Below are 21,041 nucleotides of genomic sequence, written 5' to 3'. Positions count from 1 at the left end.
TACAATCAGTTTCTGATCCGAGTGACCTCCGATCAGCTACGGGGACGGGTTCGGTCTTCCCTGCCGGACCGTCCTTGCAGTGTTTTTGTGTGCAGTCTCCAAGGCAGTCGATCACGATGCCTTCAGATGAGCCGAACCGGTGCGGTGCGTATTGCACGTCGGTATCCTGCCAGCCTCGTTTCTTGAGGCCCCCCGTGCTGATCGATTTCTTGGTCGAAAAGTCCAGTCAGCATTGATTTAGTTATTCGAGCCGGCATCCCGCCTCATCTCAACCGTGCCAACAGCTTTTCGCCGGCCAGCTCCCTGACGGCGTCCTTGCCGATCCAGCGGGTGGTTTTGTCAGGACTTTCCGCCAGGGCCTTTGCGAGCGCCAGGGCCGGCGCATGGCAGGCGAGATTGCGCTTGCCGATGCTGCGCAGCGCCCAATTCACCGCCTTGCGCACGAAGTTTCGCGGGTCGCCGGCATGGGCCTCGATCAGCGGCAACCAAGCGAGGATGGTCGCATCAGGTTCCTTCTTCAAGTGGACCGCGGCACCGGCAATCATGGCGAAGGCAGTGCGCCTGATAAATTCACGCTCGTCGGCGGCGAAGTCTGAGATGAGTTCATCCAGCCCGGCCTCGACGAAGAGATCGGCGGCGCAATCGACGATCTCCCAGGAGTTGAAATCATCGGCCCAATGTCGGGCTTCCTCCGTCGTCAACCGCTTCGGCTCGGCTGTATAGAGGGCGAGCAGGCGGGCTTCGCGGATATCGCTTCGCCAGAGCTGTATTGCCCTGAGGTGATCCTTCTTCGCCAGTCTGGCGACCGCCCTTATATCGGGATTGGAGATGCCGAGGGCGCCGCCGGTGACGATGCCGAAGCGCGCCATGCCGGCGACATTCTGCTCTGAACGCAGCGTTTCGAGATGCGCGATCAGTTCGGCCGCATCGGAGGAGGGGCCGATCATTTTTCGAGGCGGGCGAGCAGCGAGGATGTGTCCCAGCGATTGCCGCCCATTGCCTGCACGTCGCCATAGAACTGGTCGACGACCGCGGTGACCGGCAGCTTGGCGCCGTTGCGGCGGGCTTCGGTGAGCACGATGCCGAGATCCTTGCGCATCCAGTCGACCGCGAAGCCGAAGTCGTATTTGCCTGCGTTCATGGTTTTGTGGCGGTTTTCCATCTGCCAGGAACCGGCCGCACCCTTGGAAATCACCTCGACGACCTTTTCAATATCGAGGCCGGCGCGCTTGCCGAAATGCAGCGCTTCGGCAAGTCCCTGGACGAGGCCGGCGATGCAGATCTGGTTGACCATCTTGGTCAGCTGGCCGGAGCCTGCCGGCCCCATCAGGCCAACCATGCGGGCGTAGGCGTCGATGACAGGCCTGGCACGTTCGAAGACGGCCTCGTCGCCGCCGCACATGACGGTCAGGATACCGTTTTCGGCGCCGGCCTGACCGCCGGAGACGGGAGCGTCGATGAAGTCGACGCCTTTTTCCTTGGCCGCGGCATAAAGTTCGCGGGCGACTTCAGCGCTGGCGGTGGTGTTGTCGATCAGCACCGAACCGGGCTTCATGCCGTGTAAAGCGCCGCTCTCGCCTAATGTCACCGAGCGGAGATCTTCGTCATTGCCGACGCAGACGAAGACGAAATCGGCACCGGCGGCGGCCTCGGCCGGGGTGGGGGCGGCGTGGCCTGAAAATTTCTCGGCCCAGGCGGCGGCTTTTGCCGGCGTGCGGTTATAGACGGTGACATCGTGGCCGCCTTTCGTCTTCAAATGCCCCGCCATAGGGAAACCCATGACGCCGAGACCGATGAACGCGACTTTTGCCATATGTCCTATCCTTTTCCTGAAGTGCAGGCCCGAGGATTAACCGAAACGGCGGGAGCAGAAAAGCCCGTGAAGACGGACTTCCCTCCGATTGACGCATATGAGACTGGTTACCGTTCGGCTGAGCCCTAGATTGGAGGGAAGGCATTTATGTTCCGGGGGTGACATGACCGAAATTCCGACGATCAAGCCGCGGCGCAAAGGCCGTAGCGGAATGCAGGCGATGCTTATTCCATCGCAGCAGATGGTCGCAGAGCAGATTCGATCGGCACCGGAAGGTGTCCTCACCGAAGTAGGCACTCTCCGCCGCCGTCTCGCCGCTCAATACGGGGCGGACGCCTGTTGTCCGGTGACCGTGCAGCGGCATTTGCGTGCGATCGCCGAGTTGTCATTCGGCGCGCTGGAGATGGGCGAGCCGGTTTCGACGGTTACGCCCTATTGGCGCATGGTCGATCCCGCAAGCCTGCTTGCGAAGCGTCTTGCCGGCGGCCCCACCTTCATCCGTGAGCGCCTGGCCGCCGAAGGTCGGGAGTGAGCCGGGATAATAGGCAGCATAAGGGCGCGCGAAAAAATTCCGCTTAAGGGCGATTTCCGGGCCGCAAAATTTCAGCAAAGGCGGAATCTTGCAAATAAAATTGTCGATATAAATTATAGATTTCATCATCATGGCATTTATCACTGACAGGGTCGACCAGCGGAACAGGCCCGGCACCATCAAAAAAGGGGAAAATCATGATTTCACGTCGACAAACGCTCGGGCTTTTCGCAGCCGCTGCGGCCACGGCAATCCTGCCGGCTGTCCGGCCGGTACGCGCTGCGGCCAGCGAATTCCGTATCGGCTGGCAGAAGAACGGCGTGCTGGCGCTCGCCAAACGCCGCGGCGCGCTTGAGAAGCGGCTTGCCGACCGCGGCATTGCGGTCAGCTGGTCAGAATTCACCTCCGGCCCGCCGCTTCTCGAAGCGCTGGGCGCCGGCGCTCTCGATTTCGGTGCGACCGGCGATGTGCCGCCGCTCTTTGCTCAGGCGGCCGGCGGGCAGCTCTATTATGTCGGTCTCTACCGCGGCAGCCCGTCAGCCTCGGCCATCGTCGTGCGCAAGGATTCGCCCATCAAGACGCTCGAAGACCTCAAGGGTAAAAAGGTCGCCTTCAAGCGCGGCTCCAGCGCTCACAATGTGACCGTCAAGATTCTGCGCAAGGGGGGCCTGAATCCCGAAGATGTCGAGCAGCTCGATCTCTCGCCACCGGATGCCGCCGCGGCGTTCAAGAACGGCAGCATCGACGCCTGGTCGATCTGGGATCCTTATCTGGCGATCGTCGAAGCCGATCCGGAGACACGTATCCTGACGACTGCCGAAGGCATCGTCGACTCCTACAGTTTCTTCCTCGCCAACCGCGATTTCACCGATGCCAACGGGCAGGTGGTCGTCGATGTGATCGATGAGCTTGCCAAGGTCGGCAGGTCGGCCCAGAGCAATCTCGACGAGACGGTGAAGGAACTTTCCGAGATCACCGGTGTGCCGGTTGAGGTGACACGCGTGACATTGACGCGAAAGGGTGCCGATCTCGGCAGCGTCTCGACCATCACCGATGCCGCCGCCGCCTATCAGCAGGCGCTCGCCGACGAGTTCCACGGGCTCGGCATCCTGCCGAAGAAGCTTACGACCGGCGATATCGTCTGGCGTCCCAAGGCAAGCTGATTTTCCGGCCGGGCCAAGATTTCCGCGAGGCGGCATGGAGAGGGCCTCCATGCCGCCGAACCGGAAAAATATTCCCCAAAACGGATTAGAATAGCAAATTGATATTGTCGATCTAATTGATGGTCTATGTCACTATCCTCACGATCGAGCGGACAGCGAAAGGGCATCTGGCTGCTGCCATCCGATCGACAGGGATATTTCAGATGCTCGCACATAGACAGACAGCCGGCCTTCTTGCCGCCTCCGCCGCCACTACGATCCTCCCAAGCATCTGTGCGGCGGCGCTATGCCAGGCAGACAGAGAGCCATCTCGACCACGCGAGTTGATTTTCGAATTCCGCAGCTAAAGGACCGTCTTCCAATGACCACCATCTCCCATACTGGCCAATCCGAGCCCATCAATTTCCTCTGGTTCATCCCGACATCGGGGGACGGCACCTATCTCGGCTCCTCCGATCTTAACCGCGCGCCCGAGATCGGCTATCTCACGCAGATCGCCCAGGCCGTCGACCGGCTCGGCTATTCCGGCGTGCTGTTGCCGACCGGGGTTGCCTGCGAAGAATCCTTCGTGACGGCGGCAGCCCTTGCCGCCAAGACCGAGAAGCTGCAGTTCCTGGTGGCGATCCGCCCGGGCACGGCGTCTCCGGCCTATTACGCGCGTCTGGCGACGACGCTCGACCGAATCTCCAACGGCCGCCTGCTGCTCAACATCGTCGTCGGCGGCAGTCCGGCGGAGCTTGCCGGCGACGGCATCCATCTTGAGCATGACGAGCGCTACGCCCATGCCGAGGAGTTCTTCACCGTTTTCGAGGAGCTGCTGGAAAAGGGAACGGCAAGCTTCGACGGCAAATACATCAAGGCAACCAATGCGCGCCTCGGCTTTCCCTCGGTGCAAAACCCGCGTCCGCCGCTCTATTTCGGCGGCTCGTCGGATGCCGGCATCGATTTCTCCGTCGGCCGTGTCGACAAGTATCTGACCTGGGGCGAACCGCCGGCACAGGTTGCCGAGAAGATTACCAAGGTGCGCAAGGCCGCCGGCGAGCGCGGCCGCGAGGTGAGCTTCGGCATCCGTCTGCACTTCATCGTGCGCGAAACCGACGAGGAGGCGTGGGAGGCGGCCGAGCGGCTGATCCGCCATCTCGACGACGACACGATCCGCGAGGCGCAGGAGCGCTTCGTTCATGAGTCCGACTCGGTCGGCCAGAAGCGCATGGCTGCCCTTCACGGCGGTCGGCGCGACAAGCTCGAAGTCTCGCCGAACCTCTGGGCCGGCGTCGGCCTGGTGCGTGCCGGTGCAGGCACGGCGCTGGTCGGCTCGCCGAAGACGGTGGCCGCGCGCCTTCGCGAGTATCAGGAGATCGGCATCGATACGGTGATCGGCTCCGGTTATCCGCATCTCGAAGAGGCCTATCGCGTCGCCGAACTGCTTTTCCCCGAACTCGGCATCACCCGAGAGCAGCAGCGCCTGGGCTTCAACAACGAGTTCGGGCGCAAGCAGGTCTTCGCAGGCGGAAGCCACGGCGGCAATCTGAAAGTCGTCTCCGGCTCCTGATCTCGAACGAAGACGCCGAGCGTGACACCGCCGCAAGCCGCTTGGGGCTTGCGGCATCCTGCTCCCGATAAGCGCGAGGACAATCCCATGTCGACTTTCGATACTCCGTTCGTACGGTCGGTCGCTTCCGAAAAGGCCGGGAAGGCGGGTTTGCGCCTGCCGCTGCCCGGCCTGGAGAAGCTGACGCCCTATCTGGTGCCGGTGGCGATCGTGGCGTTCTGGCAGCTTGCCTCCTCGGCCGGCTGGATCTCATCGCGCATCATGCCGTCGCCGGCCGATGTCGGCCTTGCCTTTTGGTCGACGATGGTTTCCGGCCAGTTGCCGAATGACGTGCTGGTGAGCGCCGGCCGCGCCTTTGCCGGTCTTCTCGTCGGTGGCTCGATCGGCTTCCTGCTCGGTATCGCCAATGGCGTATCGCGCATCTCCGAACAGCTGACGGATACGACTCTGCAGATGCTGCGCACCATTCCGCATCTGGCGATGATCCCGCTTGTCATCCTATGGTTCGGGATAGGCGAGGAATCGAAGCTGTTTCTCACGTCGCTCGGCGTGCTCTTCCCGGCTTATCTCAACACCTATCACGGCGTGCGCAATGTCGATCGCGATCTGATCGAGATGGGCAAGGTCTATGGCATGGGCAACTGGACGCTTTTTCGCAAGGTGATCTTTCCAGGTGCGCTGCCGTCGATCTTCGTCGGCCTCAGATATGCGCTCGGCATCATGTGGCTGACACTGATCGTATCGGAATCGATTGCCGCATCGTCTGGCATCGGCCACATGGCCAACAACGCCCGCGAATTCATGATGACTGACGTCGTCGTGCTCGCCCTCGTCATTTATGCCGTGCTCGGCAAGCTTGCCGATGTCATCGCCCGGGTGCTGGAGAGGTGGCTGCTCGCCTGGAACCCGGTCTATCAGAAATAGGAGAGACGCCATGACATCGATCGCAGATGAGCGTTTTCACGCCGTCGCCGAAGAGCCAGCTTACGTGCGCGAAAACGCGCCGGCAGTCGGCCGTAGTGCGCCCGCGGCGATCAGCCTGACGGGGCTTGAAAAGAGTTTTGGGGCCAACCGCGTGCTGCGCGGCATCAACCTGCATATTCCGGGCGGCCAGTTCGTCGCCGTTATCGGCAAGAGCGGCTGCGGCAAGAGCACGCTGCTGCGCATCCTGATGGGCCTCGACGAGCCGACTGCCGGTGAGCTGCATTTCGAGGATGCCGACGGCGCGCAGGCGAGCCCGAACGCGCGCATCGTCTTTCAGGAGCCGCGGCTGCTGCCCTGGCTCAGTGTCGCAGACAATGTCGTCGTCGGGCTCGGCGACGGCGTCGACAGCCGGGCGGCGGCGAAGGCGGCCGATGCCGTGCTTGCCGAAGTCCAGCTTGGCGAAAAGACCGGGGAATGGCCGGCGCGGCTTTCCGGCGGGCAACGGCAGCGCGTGGCGCTGGCGCGGGCGCTGGTCAGCCGGCCAGGCGTGCTGGCGCTCGACGAACCGCTCGGTGCCCTCGATGCGCTGACGCGGATCAGCATGCAGGAACTCATCAACCGTGTCTGGCGCGAACTCGGTTTCACCGCCGTGCTCGTCACCCATGATGTCAGCGAGGCGGTGCATCTCGCCGATCGGGTCATCGTGCTCGACGAGGGGCGGATCGCTCTCGATCTTCCCATTCCCTATCCGCGTCCGCGCCGGCATGGCCATCCTGGCCTCGCCGAGCTGGAAGGCCGGCTGCTTGCCGCGATTCTCGGCACCGACGGCGGCCATTGATCCAGGTCTATTCGCGACGCTGCATGACCTCGGCATAGGCGAGGCGTGTCCGCCCGAGCATGCATGCGCAATGGCGAAAATGTATAGCCTCTTGGATATGTGAAATTCACCCCACCTCTGCCAAGCGCGTTGCCATTCGTACTAAATGCAGCAGTAACTATTTTTCAAGTTGCTTTACGTTCAGCTTGACTCATTCATGCCTCCATGGCTATACGTCGATCCATAGTCAACGAGATATGGATTGTAGATGTCGGAAACCCAAGACGTGCTCTTCAGAACGCTCGCCGATCCGACCCGGAGGGCTCTTTTCGAACGGCTGTGCCGCGAAGGGGAGAAGACGGTCGGGGCCCTGACGGCTCGGGCCGGGGTCTCGCAACCGGTCGTCTCGAAACATCTCGGAATCTTGAAGCAGGCCGGATTGGTGCGTGATCGCCATGAAGGTCGCCAGACCCACTATAGCGCCCAGCTCGGTGCGCTGGCACCGCTGGTCGACTGGACACGTGAGATGGCGGGCTTTTGGCAAAATCGGTTCGACCAGCTGGAAGATCTATTGAAAAGGATGGACCAATGACCGAAATTTCAAACGAAACCCGTTCCGTCATCGTCGAACGAGAGATCCCTTTTCCGGCGGAAAAGATCTGGCGCGCGCTCACACAGCCGCATCTGATCGCGGACTGGCTGATGAAGAACGACTTCGTGCCGATCGTAGATCACCGTTTCAAGCTGAGCGCGGATTGGGGCTCCGTCGATTGCCAGGTCCTGGAAGTCGAGCCGAACAAGACCCTGTCTTACACCTGGGCTGCCTATGATCTCGAAAGTGTCGTCACCTGGACTCTCACGCCCACGGGCGCGGGCACGCAGCTGCGCATGGAGCAGTCGGGCTTCCGGCCGGATCAGCGGCAGGCTTACGGGGGCGCCAAAAGCGGTTGGCAGCAGTTCTTCGCAAAGCTGGAGCAGGTGCTGACGCGCATCGAGTGAGACCGCTGCCAAAACGGATCACGCCATCCGCTTCGCTTGTTTTCGCAGGAGGTTCCCTTGAATTGGAACATTTGGCTTCGGCAGATCCACCGTTGGCTGTCCACTGCCTTTACGCTGGCCGTCATAATTAATATCATCGCGATGGTGCAAGAGAAATCGTCCGTCTGGGTGGGCCTCATGGCGCTGCTGCCGCTGACCTTGCTGCTACTCACCGGTCTCTACTTGTTCGCGCTGCCATATGCCACCAGGTGGCGCGGCGCAGGACGCAGCGGAGGGTAGGAGTGAAGGCAATGTCCGGCAAGCCATCCAAGACCGCGGCAAAGGTCACGAAGAAGACAGTCGCCAAGCCTGATACCGCGGAGCCGGTCCTTCTCTCGGGCGGCAACCCTCAGATCGCCAAGGGTTACGGTGACGCTCCCGTGCAAGCCTACATCGCCGCCATGCCCGGCTGGAAAAGCGACGTCGGGCATCGCCTCGATGCGCTCATCACGCGCACGGTGCCCGGGGTGTATAAGGCCGTGAAATGGAACTCGCCCCTCTACGGCATCGAAGGGCAGGGCTGGTTCCTCGGTGTCCATTGCTTCGCGAAATATATCAAGGTTGCTTTCTTCCGCGGCACGTCGCTCAGCCCCATCCCGCCCGGCGAGTCCAAACAAAAGGACGTGCGTTACTTCCACATCCATGAAGAAGACCAACTCGACGAAGCTCAGCTGGCCGCCTGGGTCGAACAGGCCAGCCAATTGCCTGGCGAACGAATGTGAACGGACGCCAAGGCATCAGGCACTTAAGGGATGGAGGGGAGATATCGATGAAGAAAGCCACGGCAACCGCGAAAAAGAGCGGCTCCAGCGAAGAGAAGGACGGAGACTCTCCTTCTCGTTTGATCGACTCGAGAATTGAGGAGTTGAGCGACTGGCGCGGCGAGATGCTCGCTCGGGTCCGAACTCTCATCAGGCAGGCCGAGCCCGACGTGGTCGAGGAATGGAAGTGGAGAGGCGTTCCGGTGTGGGAGCGCGCCGGGATCATCTGCACTGGCGAGATCTACAAAAGCGTGGTGAAACTGACCTTCGCCAAGGGCGCCTCGCTGGAGGACCCTTCAGGCCTTTTCAACTCCAGCCTTGACGGCAACACCAGGCGCGCCATCGATTTCCATGAGGGCGACGAGATCGACGAGGAGGCGTTGAAGGCGCTCATTCGCGGTGCTGTCGCACTCAACACCTCAAAGCGGGCTGCGGTTCGTCCTGCCGGCTCGGGGAAAAAATCAAGCAGCGCTTGAGGCTTGGCTCATTTCGCCCGAAACGCGTCGCGTCAAACTTGATTCATGCGAGGCGATTTGGTTTTGCGTGACATGCGATCAGTGGATCGGGCTTTCCTCGCGCTCGAGGAAGAGTTCCAGATTGTCGAGGCCGATCTCGGTGCCCTGGAGGCGGGCGCCGTTGTCGGCGTAGCCGTCGAGGAAGACCACCTGTTCGGTGAAGAACAATTTCGTGCCGCCGGGTGCGGCTTCGAAGGCAACGGTTGTGAGCGACGCGGAGATGCGGCTTTCCCCAAGCTTCATCTCATAGGCATAGATGATGCGGGCATCGGGCACGATATCGATGTAATGGGCGTCATAGGCGTGCAGGAGGCCGTCAGTATCGGCGACGTAGTTCCTTTCCGCGCCGCCGGGGCGGAAATCGAGCCCGTAGTCCAGCGGCACCCACTCGCCATGGCAGGCGAACCATTGCCGTTTGGATTCCGGTGTTGACCAGGCGCGGAAGGCGCGGGAAATCGGCGCTTTGAGGTGGCGTTCGATGACGAGAGTGGCGTGTTCGGCGGATCGTGTCGTCATTCGGGGAGGGTCTCCGTTTCATTGGCGAGAAAGTGGTCCAGCCTGTCGAAAGTGGTCGTCCATTGGATCTTCCGCTGTTCCACCCAGCGCTCGACGGCGACAAGCGCGTCCTGCTGCAAGCGGTAGGTTCGCACCCGGCCGGATTTTTCGGAGAAAACGAGGCCGCTTTCCTCCAGCACCTGCAGATGTTTCATCACCGTCGGCAGGGCAACCGCGAGCGGCGCGGCCAGTTCGGTGACGGAGGCCGGGCCGCGGCCGAGACGATCGATCATGCCGCGGCGGCTGCGGTCGGAAAGCGCGTGAAACATGCGGTCGAGATCTGCCTGGCTTTCCATCATCCCGCCGCATCCCGGAAGCGGGCCGGCAGCCTGTCTTTGTAGGGATAGAACTTAAAGTAGGGGCGGGCCTCTTCCAGCGCCCGTGCAAAGGACGGGCGCGCCTGCAGTCGCTCGTAGTAGCCGCGAAGGTTCGGCTGTTCCGATGAAAACGGAACCAGAGTCTCGGCATAGAAGAGGGCGGGGGCGGCGGCGCAATCGGCCATGGTGAAGCCGTCGCCTGATATCCATTGCTTGTCGGCGAGCTGCTTTTCGATCATCGCGTAGGCGGTCGCGAGTGTCGCCTTGGCGGCTGCCACCTCCATTTCATCTGCCATGCCCTCGGTGCGCCGACGATTGCTGACGATGGTCTGCATCGGCGCCTGGACATAGTGGTCGAAAAAGCGGTCCCAGAGGCGAACCTGTAGCGTCCGGTCGACCTCCGGCGGCAGCAGGCGAAGGGGGCCGGGATAATATTGCTCGAGATATTCGATGATGATCGACGTCTCTGGAATGGTGCTGTCGCGCGCCTCGTCGCGGAGCAGCGGCATCTTGCCGATCGGCCAGAAGCGGAACAGATCGGCGCGCGAGCTTTCGTCGGAAAGATCGACTATACGATTTTCGAAGGGGGTACCGTTTTCATAAAGCGCGATCAGCACTTTATGGCAGAAGGAGGCGAGCGGATGCCCATAGAGCACGAGCGACATGCGGCAACATTTCCTATCGTTGCGGTAAACTTTACCGATCGACTAACTATCAGGTCGCGACGCATTAGGCAATAGATACTTCGCCAACCGGTCAAGTATTCCGTCAGCCGACATATCACGTGTTGGCGTCAGCCATTATACCGGGCGATCACCAAATGGCCTGGTGTCGGCTGGCCGTTTTCCATGCGCACGTTGATATCCGATATCTCGACGAGTTCGAAACCGGTGGCCGTCAGGCGTTCTCTGACATAGGCGTCGGCATGGGCGAAGCGCTGGTATGGGCCGACCATGTAGGCGCGGCCGGCGAGTATTTCCTCGGGCAGAGTTTCCGAGGAGAAGATGAACAGGCCGCCCGGCGTCAGGTTCTCGGCGGCGCCGAAGAACAGCGGTTCGAGCGCGCCGAGATAGGGCAGCACGTCGGTGGCGGCGATGATGTCGAAGGCTTCCTCGTCGTTGTCGTCGAGGAAATCCTCGACCTCGGCGACGAAGAGCGTCTCGTAGAGATCCTTCTCATGGGTGATCTCGACCATCTTCTCCGATATATCGATGCCGGTCATATCAGCGCAGAGGTCGCGCAGTGCGCCGCCGGTGAGGCCCGTGCCGCAGCCGAGATCGAGCAGCCGCTTGAACGGTCCGAGCTTCAGCGCCTGCAGGCGCTGACGCACCAGCATCGGCACGTGATAGCCGAGCTGCTCGACGAGCACATCCTCGAAAACTTCCGCATGCTGGTCGAACAAGGTCTCGACATAGGCGTCGGGCGCCTTGACCGGCGTTTCGCCGCGGCCCATCGCGGCAATGCGCACGGCCGCACCGCCGTGATCGTCGGGATCGATCGCCAGGACTTCCACATAGGCTGCAACGGCGGCGTCGACATCGCCGGCCTTTTCCAGCGCCAGCGCGCGGTTATAGGCTTCGCCAAGAGCTTCTTCGTCGATCTTCTTTGCCATCGCAGTCCATCGTCCTTTTGTTTCAGGCATGCGTCTAAGACGGCTTTCGATGTTTTGCAATGGCGCGATTGCGGGCGCAGAATGGCCGAAAAGAAGACCAAGGGAGGAAAGGCCATGAAAACGGAGCCAGAGAGGACATCATCGGCGAGGGAAGGAGATACCGGCCGGGCATTACTGCTACCTACGACACCAAACGAGGTCACCAACACGCTCAGCCATTATTACCGTGGTGAACTCGGGCGGATGACGAGCTGGCGCGACCGCATCGATCGGACGTCCAACTGGGCGATCACCGTGGTCGCAGCACTGCTTTCGGTGTCGCTGTCGACGCCGACCTCACATCACGGGGTGCTGCTGTTCGGGGTGATGCTGGTGACGCTGCTTCTGATGATCGAGGCGCGGCGCTACCGCTTCTTCGATATCTATCGCGCCCGCATTCGCCAGATCGAGCGCTGCTATTTCGCGCAAATCCTGGCGCCCGACGCCAATGCCGGCAGCGAATGGGCGGTCGTGGTCGCCAGTAGCCTGCGCAAGCCGCGCTTCCTGCTCAGCTATCAAGAGGCGATGCACCGTCGGCTCAAACGCAATTATGGCTGGATGTATTTCATCCTGTTGCTCGCCTGGTGCCTGAAGATCTCGACGCCGAAGCTGCAGACGGAGGGCATGCCGGCGCTGCAGGCGCAGTCATGGGCCTATGTCATCGACAATGCCGTGCTCGGGCCGGTTCCCGGCCTTGCGGTCATTGCCATCGTCGTCGCCTTCTATCTCGGCATGCTCGGTTTCGCGCTTCGCCCGGATCGCGACGAAGGCGAATTCGGCCATGGCGAGGCGCATGTCTGACGCGGTCAGAACATATCGCCCGACCGTTCACACTTTTCGGCATCATGTTGCAGAGCCGATCAGTGCAGGATGAACTCGCCCTTGAGTGCCCGCCACTCGGTTGCCGAGATCAGTTTGCGGTGGATGTAGCGCACCGAGTGCAGCGGCCCGTCCAGCTTCTCTTCCCAGAATTTCAGGAAACCGCGCATTTCGGGAAAGTCGGGGGCGAGGTCGTAATCCTGCCAGACATAGGTCTGTAGGATCACCGGGTGGTCCGGCAGACGGTAGAGGATCTGGGCGGTCGTCAGACCATAGCCCTTCAGTTGTTTTTCCATGTCCTTGTGCATCGTATTCCGCTTCTTCTTGTTCCCACTCGCGCGCTTATTAGCGCTCCATGATATGGAAACATGCGAGTGGTTAACGGAAGCTTTACAGATACTTCGTAAAAGGACAATTTATTTTTAATATCAATATCTTGGCAGCATCGTCCCAGGAGTGCTGCCAAACTGGCCTTTGTTTGATGAATGCCGTTATCCCAAAGCCGCGACACAGTTTTTGGCGTCATGCATCAGCGTTTGAGGTGCCGGGTCAGGCGGCGCTCGAACCAGGCCCAGAGATGGCGTAAGGCCTCTACGATGGTGAGGTAGAAGATCGCCGCCCAGAGATAGGTCTGGTAGTCGAATGTGCGGGAGAAGGCGTAGCGGGTTTCGCCCATCAGGTCGAGCACGGTGATGATGGCGACGACCGCCGAGCCCTTGATCAAAAGGATGATCTCGTTGCCGTAAGGGCGAAGTGCGACGATGAAGGCCTGCGGCAGGATGATCTTGCGGAAGGCGATGCTGTTATGGATGCCAAGTGCCGCGGCGGCCTCGCGCTGGCCGTGCGGCACGCTTTCGATCGCGCCGCGCAGGATTTCCGCCTGGTAGGCCGCGGTATTGATGGTCATGGCAAAAAGGCCGCAATACCAAGCTTCGCGGAAGAACCACCAGATGCCGACGGCCTCAAGCTGCGGGCGGAATACGCCGAGGCCGTAATAAACCAGGAACAGCTGGGCAAGCAGTGGCGTGCCGCGGAAGAAATAGATGTAGCCGTAGGCCAGCGCATTCAGCACGCGATTGTTTGACATGCGCGCCATGGCAAGCGGCAGTGACAGGATGGCGCCGCAGATAACGGAAATGAAGACGAGGCTCAGCGTTATCCAGAGACCATGGAGGTAACGCGGCCCGTAGCGAATGAATTTTTCCGGATCCCAGCCATTGATGACGGAAACGACAAGAAGGGCCGCGAGCACAGCCCAGATGGCGACGAGAATATAGCCGGCCATGCGCGTCGGCGTCATCGGCTTCATCAGCTCGCGGGGCGGTGGCTGCGGCGGGATCAGCGTTTCGGCGTAGCTCATCGACGGACCTCCGAACGCTTGGCCCAACGCTCGACATAGACGAGCAGAAAGGAGGAGAGGATGGCGAGCACCAGATAGAGACAGCAGGCCACACCATAGAAGAAGAAGGGTTCCTTGGTCACACGGACGGCGACACTCGTCTGGCGCAGGATATCGGCAAGGCTGATGATCGAGACGTAGGAGGTGTCCTTCAACAGGACCATCCAAAGGTTCGTCAGACCCGGCAGCGCGATGCGCACGAGCTGCGGAAGGATGATAAGGCGCAGCGTGCGGCCGCGATGCAGCCCAAGCGCGTCGCCCGCTTCATATTGTCCCCTGGGAATGGCGTGGAAGGCCGAGAGCAGCACTTCCGAACAGTAGGCGGAGAAGACGACCGAAAGCGCGATGACGCCAGCGAGGAAGGCGTTGATCTCGATCGGTGGGCCGTCATAACCGACGAAGGCAAGCAGAGACTGGATCAGCATCTGCATGCCGTAGTAAATGATGAAGAGCGTCAAAAGCTCCGGCAGGCCGCGGAAGATCGTCGTGTAGATGCCGGCCGCCAGCCGCAGCGACTTTTCCTCCGATTGCTGGCCGAGGGCAACCAGGAAGCCGATGGCGAGGCCGATCGGCAGGGTGACGATCGCCACCGAAACGGTGACCTGTAGGCCAAGCGCAATCTCGTCGCCCCAGCCGGTATCGCCACAGGCAAGAATCGTCGACTGACCTAACCAAGTGAAGATGCCAACGGGTCCGCACAGCGGATCGAAAATGTGCACAATCCAGCTCCAGAAGGAGCCCAGCGCGGAAAATAATCCGCCCATGCGAGAATTCCCCTCACGGCTTTTGCCGTTTTAATCTTGCTATCTTTGTCAAACAAAAATGGCGGAAGAGCAAGCCTTCCGCCATTACCTTCATCGGCGAGATAACGAATTTCTTATTCGCCGTAAACGTCGAAGTCGAAGTACTTGTCCTGGATCTTCTTGTATTCACCGCTGGCGCGGATCGCAGCGATCGCCGTGTTCAGCTTTTCCTTCAACGGGTCGCCCTTGCGGATGGCAATTCCTGCGCCGTTGCCGTTGATTTCCTTGTCGACCGGCAGGGTCGTCAGGATCTTGCAGCAGGCGCCGGCGTCGGACTTGACCCATTCGGAGAGAACGACGACGTCGTCGATGACGGCGTCGACACGGCCGCTGGCAACGTCGAGCTTGTATTCGTCAGCGGTCGGATAGAGCTTCAGCTCGGTGTCGGCGAGATGCTTCTCGGCATAGTTGGCGTGCGTCGTGGAGGTCTGCGCGCCGATCACCTTGCCCTTGAGACCGGCGACGTCTGATATCGTCGAATCCTTCGGCACGGCAATGGCCGGCGGGGTGTTGTAGTACTTGTTCGAGAAATCGACGAGCTTCAGACGCTCCGGCGTGATCGACATGGAGGAGACGATCATGTCGAACTTCTTAGCGTTGAGCGCCGGGATAATGCCGTCCCAGTCGGTGCTGACGAAGGAGCATTCGGCCTTCATTTCAGCGCAGAGCGCCTTGGTGATATCGATGTCGAAGCCCTGGATTGTGCCGCTGGCATCGACGAATTCGAAGGGCGGATAGGTCGAATCGGTGCCGATCACGTATTTCTCGCCCTCGGCCATGGCCGAGCTGGCAAAGAGCGACATTGCCGCGATCGAGGCTGCCGCGAAGATACGGGTAGGGTTAAGCATGAGGATCCTCTCTGTTGGTAGCCGTCGCTCGTTTTTCTGTTGGGCTGACGGCCGCAGTTCAACGGTGTCGACACCGCCTTGTGGCGATAATCAGACTTTTTTTCATGGAATTGCAACAGAAATTCCCGCGCAATTGTGCGGTGCAAATAACAGGCGAGATGAACGAAAGCAGACTGCAACATTCACGGGAGGTTAATCCCCGACTTCCTAGAACCGGAACAAATCGGCGGCTCGGCAATTGCCATTCCGCCGTTTCGCCTCAATGCGAAGCTAGGGGCGGAACTAGGGCCTGGCGGCCTCAAGAAGCTCAAACAGGATCGAGGAAACCCGATGGGCATGAAATCAAGATTGTTCGCGAGCGCGGCTTTTCCGTTGCTTTCTCTTTCGCTGGCTCTCCAGCCGGCAACGGCGATGGCGGCCGTGGGCGGCGCCGCAACCGAGACTGCAGCCGTGCGGCAGATTGAACAGGGCAGTTTCGAAGTGGCGCAGGACGCGCCCTCCGAGGAGGAGCTCTTAAAGAAGAAGCGCAAGCAGAAGGAGGAAGCACCGGCTGAACAGGCGCCGGCCGCCGAGCAGCCGAAGGAGGCGCCCGCCGAGAAGCCGAAGGCCGAGCGGAAGGAGGCGCCTGCGCCCGAACCCAAGGCAGAGCCGGAACCGCCGAAGGCCGAAGCGCCGAGGGAGGATCCTGCGCCCGAAAGCAAACCGCAGCGGAAAGCCAAGCAGGCAGCTCAGCCGGAAGCCGAGCCGCAGCAGGAAGAGCAACCCGTAACGCAGGAAAAGCCGAGAAAGCCGAAGAAGCAGGAGACGCAGCAAGCCGAGCCTGAGGCGCAGCCGGCGCCCGAGCAGCAGCCTGCCGCCAAGGAAACTCAGCCGGAGACGGAACAGGCCCAACCCGAGCCCAAGCCTGAAGGCGGTAAGCGGGAAAAAGGGCAGGATAAGGCCCAGGGCCGAGACAAGGGCAAGGCTAAGACCGAAACTGCCGCTCCGGAGGCAGTGTCGCCGGCCGAGGAACAGGCAAAGCCCGAGGTGAAGCCGGAGGCAAAACCCGCTGCCGAAGCGCCTGCCAAGAAGCCGACAAAGGGCGAGGCTGCAGCACCCGCAGAGAAGCCAACCGAAGACAAGGCGGCCGCTCCCGAAGCCGCCCCCGCCGAAACGCCCAAGGATGGCAAAGCTGCAAAGCCTACCGGCGAACAGCCCGCCGGCGGACAGTCGGCTGTACCCGCCACCGACACTGCCCAGCCGCTGCCGGATGCCAGCAGTGGTCAGCAGGTGGAGCAGGCCATTCCGGCGCCGGAAAAAGCTTCGCCCGAGGAGTTGGAGCGCCGCAAGAAGATCGCTGCAGATCCAGCCAAGAGCAACGAGACCGTCGTGCTGCCGGTCGAAAACGGTGCAGCCGTGCTCGACAGCGACAAGGATGCCGACCGCAGCAAGGGCCGGGAGGGCCGCCGCGATCGTGACAGGCAGCGGGCAGACAGCCAGGAGGTGAAGGTGCCGACCTCGGATGCCGATGCACAGGCTTTGAGCGGCGCCAAAGCGCCGGCGCCGGTCAAGCTCGAGGCAGTGACCAGCGAGAAGGGCAGGAAGCTCGACGAGCGGCCGCGATTCGTCCGTCCCGACGGTGCGCGCTTTGACGACCGCGGCGACGACAGCCGTGTGATCATCCAGTACGATAACAGGACGATCGTGCGCAGCGATGACGACAGGCGCTTCCTGCGTGACGGCGAACGGCCGAGCTACGAAGAGCTCTCCGGCGACCGCTACCGCGAGACGATCACGCGGCCGGAAGGCTATCGGATTGTGACGATCCGCAACCGCTATGGCGACATCATCCAGCGGTCGCGCGTCGATGCCCGCGGGCGCGAGGACGTGCTCTATTATTCGCAGGATCTCTATGATGATCCGGACCGCGACTATTTCGAGGATCCGGGGGCCGACCTGCCGCCGATGCGGCTGCGCGTACCACTCAGCGACTACATCATCGACACTCGCAGCGACCCGAACCGGGACTATTACGAGTTCCTGAGCGAGCCGCCCGTCGAGCCGGTGGAACGTGTCTATTCGCTCGACGAGGTGAAGTACTCGGCCCGTATCCGCGACAAGGTGCGCCGCATCGACCTCGACACGATCACCTTCGCGACCGGTAGCGCCGAGATCCCGATGGCCCAGGCGCGCACCTTGCGCAAGGTCGCCGACGCGATCAGCCAGGTGCTCGAGAAGGATCCGAGCGAAACCTTCCTGATCGAGGGTCATACGGATGCTGTCGGCTCAGACCAGAGCAACCTGATCCTCTCCGACCAGCGGGCGGAATCGGTCGCCAACGTGCTCTCCGACGTCTACGGCATCGCGCCGGAGAACCTCGCGACGCAGGGCTATGGCGAGAACTACCTGAAGGTCAACACGTCGGCCCCTGAGCAGGAAAACCGCCGCGTCACCATCCGCCGCGTCACGGCACTGGTCCGCCCGGTCGCTGCCAACAAGTGATGATTTGGGTGCCCCTCTCCATTCTCGGGAGGGGCATTCCGTTCTTGCTTCTTCTTTCCAACTGGCTTGAAGGATTGAGAAGTGCGGTTCGCTCGCTCTTCTCCGGAGATATCGGCAGGAGAGCGGATTGTCGTCGATCACCGGAGGCATTGGGACGCCTTTCCCCACGTGGCGCTGCCGACGCCACGTGTCTTTGAATTCATACGGATGTTCGAATGTCCTTTTGGTGGATTGCCGTACAAGTTACGGAGATTTTAGCCCACCGTGTCTCCGGTACTTTTAAGAAAAAAGTGCATTTTTTGGGTGTCAATTGGAACACTAATCCTGTCATCCGGGCCAACGCGCGATGACGCGTGGATCTGGGCAGTAAAGGCCGCTGACCCGACCTTGCCGATCGCCAGTGTATATGGACCGAGGGGCTCGATATCGGCGACGTGAAGGCTCACAGTTGAAACATTGGAATCCCCAACCATAGTATGTTCCGGTCGGATCCCCAGAACCACGGACTGTCCTACTGCCGCCGAAAGGCGCTCGGCTCTTTGTGTAGGAACCGGAATGTCGACCCCACCCTCGGCTTGGAAGGCAATTCCACCGGCGTTTTGTACAAGTTGCCCCTCGATGAAGTTCATGCTTGGCGAGCCGATGAAGGCAGCAACAAAGAGATTCTTCGGAGATTCGTAAAGGGTGATCGGATCAGCGGCCTGTTCGATCCGCCCTTGATTCATAACCACCACCCGATCGGCCATCGTCATCGCCTCTACCTGATCATGTGTAACGTACACGATCGTGGTTTTGAGCCTGCGATGTAAGAGCTTGATTTCTGTTCGCATTTCAATGCGCAATTTAGCGTCGAGATTGGACAACGGTTCGTCGAACAGGAACACATCCGGCTGGCGAACAATCGCCCGGCCAATCGCCACGCGTTGGCGTTGGCCACCTGAGAGCGCGTTCGGCTTGCGTTTCAAATAGGCACCGAGATTGAGAATGCGCGCCGCATTTGCAACGGCGGCATTGATGTCCTGCTTCGGCGTTCCGCGCACCTTCATGCCGTAGCCGATGTTTTCGGCAACTGTCATATGCGGATAGAGCGCGTAATTCTGAAACACCATCGAGCAATTGCGCAGACCCGGGCGCAGCGTTGTAACGTCCCGCTCGCCGATACGGATTTCCCCTGATGTCGTCTGTTCTAGCCCCGCGATCATCCGCAGGGTGGTTGTCTTCCCGCAGCCGGAAGGTCCGACAAGAACCACGAATTCCTTGTCGGCAATTGCCAAATCGAGCGGAGGGATGACCTCAACGCTACCAAAGGATTTGGTGACCTGATCCAAACGCACCTGGGACATGCTGTAACCTTTTCATGAGAATTCCATCGCCTGGCCCAGCGCATCGGCCCGAAAATCGGAATCGATTTTCGGAAAGCATGATGCGTAGATTCAAAGTGTTAGAGCGTCCTTTCTGCGTCCGAAGGACGCACCGCGCTCTAAGCGGAGATGGTTTGCTTCTTCTTCCAACGATGTCTAATCCCATCCCGGCACCGCCGGGATGGGATGTTGAGGATGGGTTTACTTTGCAGGCAGACCCATCGACGAACGATAGGCTGCCAGTTGCTTGTCGCGGCCGAACTCGTCCGTCAGCTTGTCCCATCCGGCAGCCACGGTATCCAGCGCCTGCTGTGGCGTCACCTCTCCAGCCAATGCCTTGGAAAGCTCGATTTCGAGAATTTCCGTATAGGAGAAATAGCCCGGCAGGCGCATGTCGAGCGCCGTGTTCTTGGCGGTCACCGCGTTCTTCTGGCTTCCGAGATATTCCTTGGCCTCACGCTCGGAAAAGATCTTCGACCACAACGCCGTATTTGTCGTGTGCGAAAGACGGTAAGGATTGACGCCTGTGCCGCCGGTGATGGCCGCCTGACCGGAAACCGCCGGGCTCGTCAGGAACTGGATATAGTTCCAAGCGGCCTCCTGGTTCTTGGAGGACGACGGAACAGCCGCCTGCCAACCGCCGAAGGCCATGAAGGAAGTCTGGACGACCTCGGGCTGCTTGTCCCACTTCTTGGTCTTGTAGTTCCAGATCTCGTCCGAGCCCGGCAGCGATGCCGAACCGACATTGCCGGCGACCTTGGACTGCTTCGGGTCGGCGGCGATGACGCCGGTATCGCCCCAGCCGATCGATTCCGCGACCTGGCCACCGGCAAAGGCGGCATTGACTTCGCCAAAGGAGAAGTTGAGCGCGTTCGGCGGCGCCAGTTTCGAAGCGCGGATATATTCCTCAAGGCCGCGAACCCAGCCCGGATTGTTCACCTGCGCATCCATCGTATCCGGATCGAAGAACATGCCGCCCGGATTATCGGGATGGCTTGTGTAGCCGGCAACATGGCTGAACAGGAACCAGAATTGCTGGCCACCACGGCGGAAGGCTTCCGCCGTGCCCCAGAGGCCCTTGTCCGGCTGCTGGAAGAATTCAGCGATGTCGAGATACTGCTTCCATGTCTTCGGCGGGGCCAGATCGTAGCCATATTTCGCCTTGAAGGCGCTCTGGTTTTCCGCGTTTTCAAACAGATCAATGCGGTAGGTATAGGTATGAGCGTCGCCGTCCATGGTCTGCGACAGGACCTTGCCGTTCCAGACCATCAATTGCTCGCGGTAAACCGGGGCGATGTCTTCCCAGTCGGCACCTGATTGCATACTCTTCGGCATTTCCGAAAGAAAGTCGGTGAAGTCCGGTGCCCAGGCCGGCGCAAAGGCAACCACGTCGAACGTGTCTTCGCCCGAGGTCAACGAGGTTACGATTTTTGGATAGAGTTCCGACCACGGAAATTCGACGACATTCACCTTGCCGCAGGTCTTTTCCTCCCAGCCCTTGGCGGCGAGTTGCAGCGCAGAAGCAATATAGGGGCCTGTCTGCGTCGTGGCGGTGAGCGTGACACCGGTGTAGTCCGGTTCGCATGCGAGCGCGGATGGGACGCCCGCCACAGCAAATAGTCCTGCGGCCGTTGAACTCAGTAGCAATCTTCTCATGTTTTCCTCCCTGGAATTGAACAATGACTAGGCTTG

Annotated in this window: 24 protein-coding genes; 12 read left to right on the top strand and 12 right to left on the bottom strand. The window is 60.7% G+C overall.

Annotated elements, in window-relative coordinates:
• Window positions 1-263: 263 nt before the first annotated feature.
• Entirely contained in the window at window positions 264-947 is a 684-nt protein-coding gene (locus tag RlegSU303_RS12590) for a DNA alkylation repair protein (protein ID WP_131628978.1), read from the bottom strand.
• A complete protein-coding gene (locus RlegSU303_RS12585) occupies window positions 944-1,813 on the bottom strand; it encodes an NAD(P)-dependent oxidoreductase (RefSeq protein WP_131628977.1) in 870 nt (289 codons plus the stop codon). Before RlegSU303_RS12585 ends, RlegSU303_RS12590 begins: the two co-directional genes overlap by 4 nt.
• A 163-nt stretch (window positions 1,814-1,976) precedes the next feature.
• Between RlegSU303_RS12585 and RlegSU303_RS12580 the strand changes: the two genes are divergently transcribed.
• The 10 genes from RlegSU303_RS12580 to RlegSU303_RS12535 all read left to right on the top strand — a co-directional run bounded on the left by RlegSU303_RS12580 (window position 1,977) and on the right by RlegSU303_RS12535 (window position 9,076).
• Entirely contained in the window at window positions 1,977-2,345 is a 369-nt protein-coding gene (locus tag RlegSU303_RS12580) for a hypothetical protein (RefSeq protein ID WP_131718603.1), read from the top strand.
• A 197-nt stretch (window positions 2,346-2,542) separates the two neighbouring features.
• The gene (locus tag RlegSU303_RS12575; RefSeq protein WP_131628976.1) at window positions 2,543-3,508 is read left to right on the top strand and encodes an aliphatic sulfonate ABC transporter substrate-binding protein; all 966 of its coding nucleotides are present in this window, start codon (window positions 2,543-2,545) and stop codon (window positions 3,506-3,508) included.
• A 361-nt stretch (window positions 3,509-3,869) separates the two neighbouring features.
• On the top strand, window positions 3,870-5,060 hold the full coding sequence (ssuD, locus tag RlegSU303_RS12570; protein ID WP_131644254.1) for an FMNH2-dependent alkanesulfonate monooxygenase: 1,191 nt from the start codon (window positions 3,870-3,872) through the stop codon (window positions 5,058-5,060).
• Window positions 5,061-5,147: 87 nt separating this feature from the next.
• Entirely contained in the window at window positions 5,148-5,984 is an 837-nt protein-coding gene (locus RlegSU303_RS12565; RefSeq protein WP_131628974.1) for an ABC transporter permease subunit, read from the top strand.
• Window positions 5,985-5,994: 10 nt separating this feature from the next.
• Window positions 5,995-6,822 carry an ATP-binding cassette domain-containing protein gene (locus tag RlegSU303_RS12560; RefSeq protein ID WP_131628973.1) on the top strand — a complete coding sequence of 276 codons (828 nt, stop codon included), beginning with the start codon at window positions 5,995-5,997 and terminating at the stop codon, window positions 6,820-6,822.
• Window positions 6,823-7,069: 247 nt separating this feature from the next.
• On the top strand, window positions 7,070-7,393 hold the full coding sequence (locus RlegSU303_RS12555) for an ArsR/SmtB family transcription factor (protein WP_094085762.1): 324 nt from the start codon (window positions 7,070-7,072) through the stop codon (window positions 7,391-7,393).
• Window positions 7,390-7,800, top strand: coding sequence for an SRPBCC family protein (locus RlegSU303_RS12550; RefSeq protein ID WP_017960779.1), 411 nt, complete (start codon window positions 7,390-7,392; stop codon window positions 7,798-7,800). Before RlegSU303_RS12555 ends, RlegSU303_RS12550 begins: the two co-directional genes overlap by 4 nt.
• A 57-nt stretch (window positions 7,801-7,857) precedes the next feature.
• Window positions 7,858-8,079, top strand: coding sequence for a hypothetical protein (locus RlegSU303_RS12545; RefSeq protein ID WP_026158716.1), 222 nt, complete (start codon window positions 7,858-7,860; stop codon window positions 8,077-8,079).
• An 11-nt stretch (window positions 8,080-8,090) separates the two neighbouring features.
• The gene (locus RlegSU303_RS12540) at window positions 8,091-8,561 is read left to right on the top strand and encodes a DUF1801 domain-containing protein (protein WP_131718602.1); all 471 of its coding nucleotides are present in this window, start codon (window positions 8,091-8,093) and stop codon (window positions 8,559-8,561) included.
• Between the two features lie 47 nt (window positions 8,562-8,608).
• On the top strand, window positions 8,609-9,076 hold the full coding sequence (locus tag RlegSU303_RS12535; protein ID WP_131628971.1) for a DUF1801 domain-containing protein: 468 nt from the start codon (window positions 8,609-8,611) through the stop codon (window positions 9,074-9,076).
• A gap of 78 nt (window positions 9,077-9,154) precedes the next feature.
• Here the strand turns inward: RlegSU303_RS12535 and RlegSU303_RS12530 are convergent, their stop codons facing one another.
• The 4 genes from RlegSU303_RS12530 to RlegSU303_RS12515 form a co-directional block, all read right to left on the bottom strand.
• Entirely contained in the window at window positions 9,155-9,631 is a 477-nt protein-coding gene (locus RlegSU303_RS12530) for an SRPBCC family protein (RefSeq protein ID WP_131718601.1), read from the bottom strand.
• Entirely contained in the window at window positions 9,628-9,969 is a 342-nt protein-coding gene (locus RlegSU303_RS12525; protein WP_131628969.1) for an ArsR/SmtB family transcription factor, read from the bottom strand. The genes RlegSU303_RS12530 and RlegSU303_RS12525 overlap by 4 nt, the downstream gene beginning before the upstream one ends.
• Entirely contained in the window at window positions 9,966-10,652 is a 687-nt protein-coding gene (locus tag RlegSU303_RS12520) for a glutathione S-transferase family protein (RefSeq protein ID WP_131628968.1), read from the bottom strand. The genes RlegSU303_RS12525 and RlegSU303_RS12520 overlap by 4 nt, the downstream gene beginning before the upstream one ends.
• 128 nt (window positions 10,653-10,780) lie before the next feature.
• Complete coding sequence (locus RlegSU303_RS12515) at window positions 10,781-11,599, bottom strand: class I SAM-dependent DNA methyltransferase (RefSeq protein ID WP_131718600.1); 819 nt, start codon at window positions 11,597-11,599, stop codon at window positions 10,781-10,783.
• A gap of 114 nt (window positions 11,600-11,713) precedes the next feature.
• Between RlegSU303_RS12515 and RlegSU303_RS12510 the strand changes: the two genes are divergently transcribed.
• Window positions 11,714-12,439, top strand: a complete 726-nt coding sequence (locus tag RlegSU303_RS12510) for a DUF2270 domain-containing protein (protein WP_131628966.1) — start codon at window positions 11,714-11,716, stop codon at window positions 12,437-12,439.
• A gap of 59 nt (window positions 12,440-12,498) precedes the next feature.
• On the opposite strand, the gene RlegSU303_RS12505 is transcribed toward RlegSU303_RS12510, so the two are convergent.
• The 4 genes from RlegSU303_RS12505 to RlegSU303_RS12490 form a co-directional block, all read right to left on the bottom strand.
• Entirely contained in the window at window positions 12,499-12,765 is a 267-nt protein-coding gene (locus tag RlegSU303_RS12505; protein ID WP_003540344.1) for an usg protein, read from the bottom strand.
• 221 nt (window positions 12,766-12,986) lie between these two features.
• The gene (locus RlegSU303_RS12500; protein ID WP_131628965.1) at window positions 12,987-13,817 is read right to left on the bottom strand and encodes an ABC transporter permease; all 831 of its coding nucleotides are present in this window, start codon (window positions 13,815-13,817) and stop codon (window positions 12,987-12,989) included.
• A complete protein-coding gene (locus tag RlegSU303_RS12495; protein WP_017960769.1) occupies window positions 13,814-14,620 on the bottom strand; it encodes an ABC transporter permease in 807 nt (268 codons plus the stop codon). Before RlegSU303_RS12495 ends, RlegSU303_RS12500 begins: the two co-directional genes overlap by 4 nt.
• A 113-nt stretch (window positions 14,621-14,733) precedes the next feature.
• Window positions 14,734-15,507 (bottom strand): transporter substrate-binding domain-containing protein, encoded by a 774-nt coding sequence (locus tag RlegSU303_RS12490; RefSeq protein ID WP_017960768.1) that lies wholly within the window; start codon window positions 15,505-15,507, stop codon window positions 14,734-14,736.
• Between the two features lie 330 nt (window positions 15,508-15,837).
• On the opposite strand from RlegSU303_RS12490, the gene RlegSU303_RS12485 reads away from it, so the two are divergent.
• Window positions 15,838-17,988, top strand: coding sequence for an OmpA family protein (locus RlegSU303_RS12485; protein ID WP_131628964.1), 2,151 nt, complete (start codon window positions 15,838-15,840; stop codon window positions 17,986-17,988).
• 254 nt (window positions 17,989-18,242) lie between these two features.
• Here the strand turns inward: RlegSU303_RS12485 and RlegSU303_RS12480 are convergent, their stop codons facing one another.
• Window positions 18,243-19,331, bottom strand: a complete 1,089-nt coding sequence (locus tag RlegSU303_RS12480) for an ABC transporter ATP-binding protein (protein ID WP_017960766.1) — start codon at window positions 19,329-19,331, stop codon at window positions 18,243-18,245.
• A gap of 219 nt (window positions 19,332-19,550) precedes the next feature.
• Window positions 19,551-21,005: an ABC transporter substrate-binding protein gene (locus RlegSU303_RS12475; RefSeq protein ID WP_017960765.1), complete on the bottom strand. Its 1,455-nt coding sequence runs from the start codon at window positions 21,003-21,005 to the stop codon at window positions 19,551-19,553.
• Window positions 21,006-21,041: the final 36 nt, after the last annotated feature.

This window comes from Rhizobium sp. SU303 (genome assembly GCF_021052345.1).
GTDB lineage: Bacteria > Pseudomonadota > Alphaproteobacteria > Rhizobiales > Rhizobiaceae > Rhizobium > Rhizobium laguerreae.
The sequence above is the reverse complement of the archived record's forward strand: the minus strand, read 5'-3'. Positions and strand labels throughout refer to the sequence as shown.

Excerpts from the sequence above, each read along its gene's own strand:
- RlegSU303_RS12555 (WP_094085762.1), top strand. The coding sequence starts at position 7,070 with ATGTCGGAAACCCAAGACGTGCTCTTCAGAACGCTCGCCGATCCGACC.
- RlegSU303_RS12510 (WP_131628966.1), top strand. The coding sequence starts at position 11,714 with ATGAAAACGGAGCCAGAGAGGACATCATCGGCGAGGGAAGGAGATACC.
- RlegSU303_RS12495 (WP_017960769.1), bottom strand. The coding sequence starts at position 14,620 with ATGGGCGGATTATTTTCCGCGCTGGGCTCCTTCTGGAGCTGGATTGTG.
- RlegSU303_RS12520 (WP_131628968.1), bottom strand. The coding sequence starts at position 10,652 with ATGTCGCTCGTGCTCTATGGGCATCCGCTCGCCTCCTTCTGCCATAAA.
- RlegSU303_RS12525 (WP_131628969.1), bottom strand. The coding sequence starts at position 9,969 with ATGATGGAAAGCCAGGCAGATCTCGACCGCATGTTTCACGCGCTTTCC.
- RlegSU303_RS12560 (WP_131628973.1), top strand. The coding sequence starts at position 5,995 with ATGACATCGATCGCAGATGAGCGTTTTCACGCCGTCGCCGAAGAGCCA.
- RlegSU303_RS12590 (WP_131628978.1), bottom strand. The coding sequence starts at position 947 with ATGATCGGCCCCTCCTCCGATGCGGCCGAACTGATCGCGCATCTCGAA.
- RlegSU303_RS12530 (WP_131718601.1), bottom strand. The coding sequence starts at position 9,631 with ATGACGACACGATCCGCCGAACACGCCACTCTCGTCATCGAACGCCAC.
- RlegSU303_RS12585 (WP_131628977.1), bottom strand. The coding sequence starts at position 1,813 with ATGGCAAAAGTCGCGTTCATCGGTCTCGGCGTCATGGGTTTCCCTATG.
- RlegSU303_RS12575 (WP_131628976.1), top strand. The coding sequence starts at position 2,543 with ATGATTTCACGTCGACAAACGCTCGGGCTTTTCGCAGCCGCTGCGGCC.
- RlegSU303_RS12480 (WP_017960766.1), bottom strand. The coding sequence starts at position 19,331 with ATGTCCCAGGTGCGTTTGGATCAGGTCACCAAATCCTTTGGTAGCGTT.
- RlegSU303_RS12490 (WP_017960768.1), bottom strand. The coding sequence starts at position 15,507 with ATGCTTAACCCTACCCGTATCTTCGCGGCAGCCTCGATCGCGGCAATG.
- RlegSU303_RS12550 (WP_017960779.1), top strand. The coding sequence starts at position 7,390 with ATGACCGAAATTTCAAACGAAACCCGTTCCGTCATCGTCGAACGAGAG.
- RlegSU303_RS12565 (WP_131628974.1), top strand. The coding sequence starts at position 5,148 with ATGTCGACTTTCGATACTCCGTTCGTACGGTCGGTCGCTTCCGAAAAG.
- RlegSU303_RS12540 (WP_131718602.1), top strand. The coding sequence starts at position 8,091 with ATGTCCGGCAAGCCATCCAAGACCGCGGCAAAGGTCACGAAGAAGACA.
- RlegSU303_RS12485 (WP_131628964.1), top strand. The coding sequence starts at position 15,838 with ATGGGCATGAAATCAAGATTGTTCGCGAGCGCGGCTTTTCCGTTGCTT.
- RlegSU303_RS12475 (WP_017960765.1), bottom strand. The coding sequence starts at position 21,005 with ATGAGAAGATTGCTACTGAGTTCAACGGCCGCAGGACTATTTGCTGTG.
- RlegSU303_RS12515 (WP_131718600.1), bottom strand. The coding sequence starts at position 11,599 with ATGGCAAAGAAGATCGACGAAGAAGCTCTTGGCGAAGCCTATAACCGC.
- RlegSU303_RS12535 (WP_131628971.1), top strand. The coding sequence starts at position 8,609 with ATGAAGAAAGCCACGGCAACCGCGAAAAAGAGCGGCTCCAGCGAAGAG.
- RlegSU303_RS12505 (WP_003540344.1), bottom strand. The coding sequence starts at position 12,765 with ATGCACAAGGACATGGAAAAACAACTGAAGGGCTATGGTCTGACGACC.
- RlegSU303_RS12500 (WP_131628965.1), bottom strand. The coding sequence starts at position 13,817 with ATGAGCTACGCCGAAACGCTGATCCCGCCGCAGCCACCGCCCCGCGAG.
- RlegSU303_RS12580 (WP_131718603.1), top strand. The coding sequence starts at position 1,977 with ATGACCGAAATTCCGACGATCAAGCCGCGGCGCAAAGGCCGTAGCGGA.
- ssuD (WP_131644254.1), top strand. The coding sequence starts at position 3,870 with ATGACCACCATCTCCCATACTGGCCAATCCGAGCCCATCAATTTCCTC.